Annotated in this window: 7 protein-coding genes; 4 read left to right on the forward strand and 3 right to left on the reverse strand. The window is 52.9% G+C overall.

The window, feature by feature from the left end; genetic code table 11:
- Positions 1-161: 161 nt before the first annotated feature.
- From TJ79_RS18900 to TJ79_RS18910, 3 genes are all read right to left on the reverse strand, one after another.
- Complete coding sequence (locus TJ79_RS18900) at positions 162-1,211, reverse strand: AI-2E family transporter (RefSeq protein ID WP_052339753.1); 1,050 nt, start codon at positions 1,209-1,211, stop codon at positions 162-164.
- An 86-nt stretch (positions 1,212-1,297) separates the two neighbouring features.
- Complete coding sequence (locus TJ79_RS18905; protein ID WP_272944759.1) at positions 1,298-2,653, reverse strand: PFL family protein; 1,356 nt, start codon at positions 2,651-2,653, stop codon at positions 1,298-1,300.
- A gap of 47 nt (positions 2,654-2,700) precedes the next feature.
- Positions 2,701-2,970 carry an ACT domain-containing protein gene (locus tag TJ79_RS18910; protein ID WP_040951911.1) on the reverse strand — a complete coding sequence of 90 codons (270 nt, stop codon included), beginning with the start codon at positions 2,968-2,970 and terminating at the stop codon, positions 2,701-2,703.
- A gap of 231 nt (positions 2,971-3,201) precedes the next feature.
- Here TJ79_RS18910 and TJ79_RS18915 point away from each other — a divergent pair, with 231 nt between their 5' ends.
- The 4 genes from TJ79_RS18915 to TJ79_RS18930 all read left to right on the forward strand — a co-directional run.
- On the forward strand, positions 3,202-4,716 hold the full coding sequence (locus TJ79_RS18915; RefSeq protein WP_040951912.1) for an FAD-dependent oxidoreductase: 1,515 nt from the start codon (positions 3,202-3,204) through the stop codon (positions 4,714-4,716).
- Positions 4,717-5,011: 295 nt separating this feature from the next.
- Entirely contained in the window at positions 5,012-5,254 is a 243-nt protein-coding gene (locus TJ79_RS18920) for a DUF6953 family protein (RefSeq protein ID WP_420319398.1), read from the forward strand.
- Between the two features lie 284 nt (positions 5,255-5,538).
- On the forward strand, positions 5,539-7,404 hold the full coding sequence (locus TJ79_RS18925; RefSeq protein WP_155987955.1) for an SLC13 family permease: 1,866 nt from the start codon (positions 5,539-5,541) through the stop codon (positions 7,402-7,404).
- A gap of 99 nt (positions 7,405-7,503) precedes the next feature.
- Positions 7,504-7,775 (forward strand): MarR family winged helix-turn-helix transcriptional regulator (locus tag TJ79_RS18930; RefSeq protein WP_040951913.1); only part of this gene is annotated, 272 nt, incomplete at its 3' end.

Here is a 7,775-nt window from a genome sequence, read left to right on the forward strand (position 1 = left end):
TCATATCGCAGTCATCTTGCTGTGCAAGTGGCTCAAGAACATCATATCGCAGTCATCTTGCTGTGCAAGTGGCTCAAGAACATCATATCGCAGTCATCTTGCTGTGCAAGTGGCTCAAGAACATCATATCGCAGTCATCTTGCTGTGGAGGGCTCTTGCCGTCATTTCTCGATAAGTTCTGTCTGCTCGCTCTGTTCCGGCTTTTTAGGATGAGTCGCTTGGTTCACATCTAACAGATCCAAGAAAAACATGAAGATCGGAATGCCGATGATCAGCCCCCAGATTCCCATATAATGCTGCGAGAAGATAAGGACAATGAAGGTGTAGAACATCGGCAGCTTGGTTTTTTGGGCGTAGAGACGGGGATTGAGAAAATAGGTCTCCAGAGAATGGATGATCAGAACCATTACGATCGTCCAAATCACGGTGCTATACCCACCAAGCTGATAGCCGATAATGCCGATGGGGATGAAGGAAATGACCACCCCGGCGACGGGAATTAAACTGAGCAAGAAGACGAGCACGGTCAGTGCTACGAGATAGGGAAACCCAAGCAGGATAAGCCCGATCATCGTGAAAACGGTATTGAACACCGCAATCAACAGCTGAACTTCGATGACTTTACCGAAGGATGAAACGAATTTACGCCCATAGTATTCGAATTCTCCGTACAGCCAACTGATTTTGCTCGTTCGGAAACTTTTCGTGAAATCGTGAACTTTTTGCCGCTGCAGGAGAAAAAAGAAACTTAGGATGATCACCATTAAAATGATTTCCAACCACGAGCCGAGCAGCTTGATATACGTAAGCACACTGCCCAGATAGGACTGGTAATTCACCTTTTCCAGCAGCAAATCCAACTTCTTGATGGTTTCATTATTGTAGGGAGAAGCCATGTAGTGGGTAATGTTGTTGATCAAATCGCCTACCTGATTGATGATCATGGGTACGTAATTAAAAATAGCGCTGAGCAGCCCCGCGACCAACAGGACGTAGAGAATGGTGATAACCAATTTCTCCGAGATCGGGATTACGCGGCTGATGATACGCACCAGGAAGCCTTGCAGCCTCCCCATGACGTAGGTGACCACAAACAGAAGCAAGAGCAGATTCAACAGATTGCGGATAAAATACAGCAATAAAACGGCCAGAACAACAAAAGAAATGCGCTTGGCAAGGGGATGCGAAAAAAATCGTTTAAGAGCTTCCATGTGGGTTCCTCGTTAGGTTCGGAATCATTTTTTACATATATATAATTATTCTATTCCGAATGACACTCCTTTTCAATGGCTGAGAGTCAATTCTTGAAGCTGTGGATCGGAGCCGGAATCCGGCCGCCCCGCTCGATGAAGCTGCCGCAGCCAAATGTGTTGACCGGCATGACGGGGGCGTAACCCAAGAGACCGCCGAACTCCACCATCTCGCCTACGTTCTTGCCGATGACGGGAATGATGCGCACCGCCGTCGTCTTGTTGTTGACCATGCCGATAGCGGCCTCGTCGGCGATGATGCCGGAGATGGTCGCTTTGCTTGTGCTTCCTGGGATGGCAATCATGTCCAAGCCGACGGAGCAGACGCAGGTCATGGCTTCCAGCTTTTCCAAGGTGAGCGCGCCGCGTTGTACTGCCTGAATCATGCCGTGGTCCTCGCTCACCGGAATGAACGCGCCGCTTAATCCGCCGACGTAGGAGGAGGCCATGACGCCGCCTTTTTTCACGTTGTCGTTCAAGATGGCGAGTGCTGCCGTCGTTCCCGGAGCACCAGCTTCTTCGAGACCCATAACCTGAAAAATTTCGGCGATGGAGTCGCCAATTTCCGGCGTCGGTGCCAGCGACAGGTCGATGATGCCGAAGGGTACGCCCAGCCGCTTCGAAGCTTCCTGTGCCACCAGCTGGCCGACCCGGGTCACTTTGAACGCCGTCCGCTTGATCGTCTCGCACAGGGTTTCAAAATCCTGCCCCCGTACCTCTTCCAACGCCCGTTTTACAACGCCAGGACCGCTGACGCCCACATTAATGACGCATTCCCGTTCGCCTACGCCGTGGAAAGCTCCCGCCATAAAAGGGTTGTCCTCCACCGCATTGCAGAACACCACCAACTTGGCGCAGCCGATGGAATCCCGGTCCTTCGTCCGTTCGGCGGTTTGCAGGATGATGTCGCCCATCAGCTTCACCGCGTCCATGTTAATGCCGCTGCGGGAAGAGCCGACGTTGACGGAAGAGCATACTCTATCCGTTACGCTGAGGGCCTCAGGGATGCTGTCGATGAGGATGCGATCCCCTTTGGTGCAGCCTTTATGCACGAGGGCGGAGAATCCGCCGATGAAGTTGACGCCGACTTCTTTAGCTGCCCTATCCAACGCTTCCGCAACCGGAACATAGGTATCGGTTTTCAATCCGCCTGCCGCGATGGAGATGGGGGTGACAGAAATCCGTTTGTTAACGATGGGGACGCCGAATTGCTTTTCCAGGTCCTCGCCGGTTTTCACCAGATTGGCCGCGGACTTGGTGATTTTATCGTAAATATTTTGCGTAAATACCTTCACATCCGAATGAGCGCAGTCCATCAGACTGATGCCCATCGTAATGGTGCGCACGTCCAGGTTCATTTCCCGGATCATTTTATTGGTTTCCTGTACTTCTACCAACGATATCATATGGTTTTCGCTCCTCCGCTCTTCTCAGCCGGTTTCGGCTCGGCCTAAATTCGGTGCATGATGTTGAAAATATCCTCGTGCTGCAGCTTGATCTCCACGCCGATTTCCACGCCTGCCGCCTGCAGTTCCTCTACCAGCACTTCAAAGGTTTTGGCCGCTGCGGAAACGTCCACGATCATCATCATATTGAAATAGCCTTGAATGATCGTTTGCGAGATATCCAAAATATTCACGTTGTTCTCCGCGAGGTACGTACAGACCCTTGCGATAATGCCCACCTTGTCCTTTCCCAACACCGTAATGATCCCTTTCAATGAACCCAGCTCCTTTTCCGAATCCCCATCCTTGACTGAGGATGGAATTTGTTATTTCACCTATTATGGCAAAGGTTTGCCATAGCGGCAACGTAAGATTTTTTGTCAGTGTGATTGGGAAAAGCCATACTTTGTTTCGGGCCGAAAGCGGGCGCCCTCGGAATAAAATTATCATATGGAGGAAATATGTGTATGGATAAATAAATCCCACTTTGGCAAGGAGGCTGCTGCATGAGTTTGCCCCGTTTTCCGGAATCGTACTGGCTGTCGTCTGCGGACATTCCAGCATTTGAACCTCTCAAGGCATCCATAGACGTAGAGGTTGCCGTCATCGGCGGCGGCATCACGGGCATCACCACCGCTTATTTGCTGGCGAAAGAAGGGAAAAGGACGGCGCTCCTCACCTCCGGCTCCCTTATCGGGGGAACAACCGGCTATACGACAGCCAAAATAACCGTCCAGCACAACTTGATTTACGATGAGCATATCCGCCATTTCGGCTTGGAGAAGGCGGGACTGTTTTATCAGGCAAACAACGAGGCACTGGCTTTTATACGTAAAAAAGTGGAAGAGTACGGGATCGACTGCGATTTTACGGAGGAGGATGCTTTTGTCTACGCCACGACTGACGTTGGTGAAGAACTGCTGCGGAAAGAGGTCGCGGCTTATCGGGAGCTGAACATACCCGGCTATTTGACGGATGATCTTCCCTTGCCGTTTCCAGTGCGCAGTGCTTTGGGCTTGCGGGGACAGGCTCGGTTTCATCCGGTTCCTTATCTCGTGCGGCTGGTAACCGAATTTGTCCGCATGGGCGGGCAGGTGTACGAGGATACGATGGTGGAAGCGGTGGAGGAAGGCAGCCCGAACCGGCTAAAAATCGGCGGCGGCATCGAAGCGGTCTGCGACGACGTGGTGAGCTGCTCCCATTTCCCCGTGCTCGAGAGCGGGTTGTATTTTGCCAGATTGCATGCGGAAAGCTCATATGTGCTGGCAGCGAGACTACCCCATGGCCAGGAACTCCCCGCCGGCATGTACATCAGCGCGGATAACCCGACGCGTTCGATTCGCACAGTTACCTATAAAGGAGAGAAGCTGCTGCTTCTTGGCGGGGAATCCCATAAGACCGGTCAGGGTGTTTGTACGATAAAGCATTATGAAGCGTTGGAAGGTTGGGCGAACAGCGTTTTTGGGGTGACGGACTTTCCCTACCGCTGGTCTACTAATGATTTCGTGACATTGGACAAGCTGCCGTATATCGGGCAGGCCACCGGCAGGCATCCCCACAGTTTCGTCGCCACTGGCTACCGCAAATGGGGGATGACCAGCGGCACGGCGGCTGCACTGCTGCTGACGGATTTGATCGTCGGCCGTGATAATCGGTATCGGGAACTGTTTGATCCGGTCCGCTTCCAAGCAGATCCGGATTTGAAGGAGCTGATCGTGCAAAATGCCGATGTGGCCAAGCAGATGATCGCCGGCAAGCTGGAATGGCTGACCCGGAAGCCGGATGAGCTGGGCAGGGATGAGGGGGCGTTGGTGCGGATCGGCGGTCGAAAGGCAGGCGCCTACCGCGACGCCGAAGGGGAGTTGTTCCTTGTGGACTCAACCTGCACCCATTTGGGCTGCGAGGTGGAGTGGAACAACGGCGACCGCACCTGGGACTGCCCCTGCCACGGCTCCCGCTTCCATTACGACGGCGGCGTACTGGAAGGACCAGCCACGGAGCCGCTGAAGCGGATAGAGTAACGGCGCCAGAGGGTATGGCTCGCGGCCGCGAAGCCCGGTATGCCTACTAGGTAACCTATAGGCAACCGGGCTGAGCTGCTATCTGGACAAGTTTCCCTCAGGCTGCAGCTTTTGCTCCAGATGGCCGCCCAGGATGATATAATAGGGGTTAACGCAAGAATTGCGGTAATCGGCCATATGGAGAATGCCCGAGTCGTGCGGGAAGGAGAATGAGTTTATGGATACAAAAACAGGGGCAGCGCCCGAGACTGAGCCGGAAGAATCCACTTCCCGGGAGAATTTGTCCCCGCAGCAAATAAAGTCAGAAGTAACACCGCAACAGGTTGCGGAGTGGATGGTGCAGGAGATCCATTTCCGCGGCATAGCTTACCAAAAGGATGTCATCGCCTATGTGCGGACGCATTTTGGCGAGGAGTTTATAAGAACGAACGAAAACGGCAACGTTTCTCTTGCCAAAGACGTGGTCAAAGCGTTCCGCAAGCTTCATAACGGAAAAATTTGTTGGGACCGGGACGGTTTCTTCTGGGGTTGGACGTAAGACAGCAAGCTTCTGCTGATCTACGCTTCCAAATAAAAATGACAAAGCTAATCTTTTTGCCTACGGGCAGAGAGTGCAGCTTTTTTTTCGCGGGTCCCGTGTTCTTCATTCGACAAGTATACATGCGATTTTTGAAAGTAAATCATTGGGCTTTATGTTAAAATGACATAAGAGAAGCGCGGAGGCCATGATTGCCGCGTAGAATGAACGTAGCTGGCCCCTTCGACGGCTCCATTTATCCGATATGCCGAGCAGCGACGAAGACAACTTGGGAGGAACCTGCAGTGAATGAACAGATGGGGATAACGTTAGCGATACTGGCCCTGGCATCGGGGCTTTTTATATCTGGCAAGGTGCGTTCGGATTTAGTGGCCATCGGGGCGCTGGTCCTCCTCATGCTGCTGAACATTTTAACACCGGCGGAGGCTCTATCCGGTTTTTCCAATCCCGTCGTGATCATGATGATCGGCTTGTTTGTGGTAGGCGGAGGCATTTTCCAAACCGGCTTGGCGAAAATGGCCAGCCGCAAGCTGCTGCAGCTTGCGGGCACCAGCGAAACGCGGCTCATCATCACGGTGATGCTGGTGACGGCGTCCATCGGCGCTTTCGTTAGCAATACCGGCACGGTGGCGGTCATGCTGCCCATTGTGGTGAGCATGGCGGTGAGCGCGGAGACGTCTCCGGGGCGGCTTTTGATGCCGCTTGCCTTTGCCAGCAGCTTTGGCGGCATGCTGACGCTGATCGGAACGCCGCCCAATTTGGTGATCCAGGATACGCTGGTGAATGCGGGCTACAAAGGGCTGGGGTTCTTCCCTTATACGCCCATCGGCTTGATTAGCTTGGCTGCGGGGATTACCTCCATGCTGATCCTGCGCCGTTTTTTGCCGAAAAACGAGGAGGGTGCAGGCAAGAAGCGCCACGGCCGGTCGCTGAAGGAACTGGCGCGGAAATACCAGCTATCGCAAAATCTCTACCGCGTGGAAGTGTCAATGGAATCCCCCATCGTCGGAAAGACGTTGTTGGCGCTGGACATTTCTGCCCGCTTCGATCTTAACGTGATTGAAATTCGCCGCAAAATCTCGACGAAAAACCAAATCTTGAAAACCATCAATCAGGAGATCGCTGGACCCGGCACTGTGATTCAAGAACACGATATCCTGTACATAAACGGCTCCTTCGAGCAAACCCAGCAGTTTGCCGATACCTTTGGACTCTCGCTGTTGGATCATCAAGCGGCGGAAGAGGAACTGCCGGAGCATGCGGCGCGTTACGCCACCAGTGATGTCGGCATTGCCGAGGTGATGCTCGCACCCAATTCACGGCTCATCGGCAGACCCGTCAACCAATCCGGCTTTCGGGAAAAATATCGGGTGAACATCCTCGGCATTCAGCGGAAGGAACAGTATCTTCTGCACAACTTGAAGGAAGAAAAAATGCGTCTCGGTGACGCCTTGCTCATCCAAGGGACATGGAAAGATATCGCCCTGCTTGCTAACGAGCAATCGGATGTAGTGGTCGTCGGCCAGCCTCTGGAGGAATCGCGGAAGGTTACCATGGACAATAAAGCGCCAATCGCAGCCGGCATTATGCTGCTTATGGTGGTTCTGCTTATTTCCAACTTCATTCCGGCCGTCGTTTCCGTGATGATCGCGGCGGCGCTCATGGTGGTGTTCGGCTGCGTACGCAATATGGAGGAAGCTTATAAAACCGTAAACTGGGAAAGCATCGTACTTATCGGCGGTATGATTCCCATGTCTATCGCCATCGAAAAGACCGGTGCAGCCGGACTGTTGTCCGAAGGTTTGGTCAATTCTCTCGGCAGCATAGGCCCTCTTGCCCTATTGGCTGGCGTGTATTTCACCACCTCAATCTTAACGCTGTTTATCAGCAACACCGCCTGCGCCGTTTTGCTGGCTCCCATTGCTTTGGCGGCAGCCTTAAAACTGGGGGTCAGCCCATACCCGTTCATGTTCGCCGTATCTATTGGCGCCAGCATGTGTTTTGCTTCACCCTTTTCCACGCCGCCCAACGCTCTCGTCATGTCGGCGGGACGCTATAAAGCCAGCCACTACGTGAAGGTAGGGCTGCCGCTGCAGTTGATCATGGGCATCGTGATGGTCGCCGTGCTGCCGCTCATTTTCCCGTTTTAAAAGGGCGGTACAGCACGGGGTTATTGATCCTTCGAGAAAATCGAGGTATACTGCAGTTTAATAGGTAATATATTACCTTTTGAATGGAGTGGCGGCAAAATGGCGGATCACGATACGTTTGAGCACCAAAAAGAGATTTTCGGCGGGCTCTTTGTATTGGCGAATAAGCTGCAGGCGATCGGTGACAGGGAACTGGGCGAGATTACGACAAAACAGTGGTTTCTGATGATGATGATCGAGCAGTGGGGGGAGGAGCCACCTACCTTGTCGGAACTGGCTAAGGAGATGGGCAGTTCCAGGCAAAATCTTAAGCAGCTGGCGTTGAAGCTTCAAGAGAAGGGTTTTTTGTCCATCGAAAAAGATAAAGCGGA

This window comes from Gorillibacterium massiliense, assembly GCF_000455485.1.
Taxonomy (GTDB): domain Bacteria; phylum Bacillota; class Bacilli; order Paenibacillales; family NBRC-103111; genus Gorillibacterium; species Gorillibacterium massiliense.

Bases quoted from the DNA above. Each gene is read 5' to 3' on its own strand.
- TJ79_RS18900 (WP_052339753.1), bottom strand. From the start codon at position 1,211: ATGGAAGCTCTTAAACGATTTTTTTCGCATCCCCTTGCCAAGCGCATT.
- TJ79_RS18915 (WP_040951912.1), top strand. From the start codon at position 3,202: ATGAGTTTGCCCCGTTTTCCGGAATCGTACTGGCTGTCGTCTGCGGAC.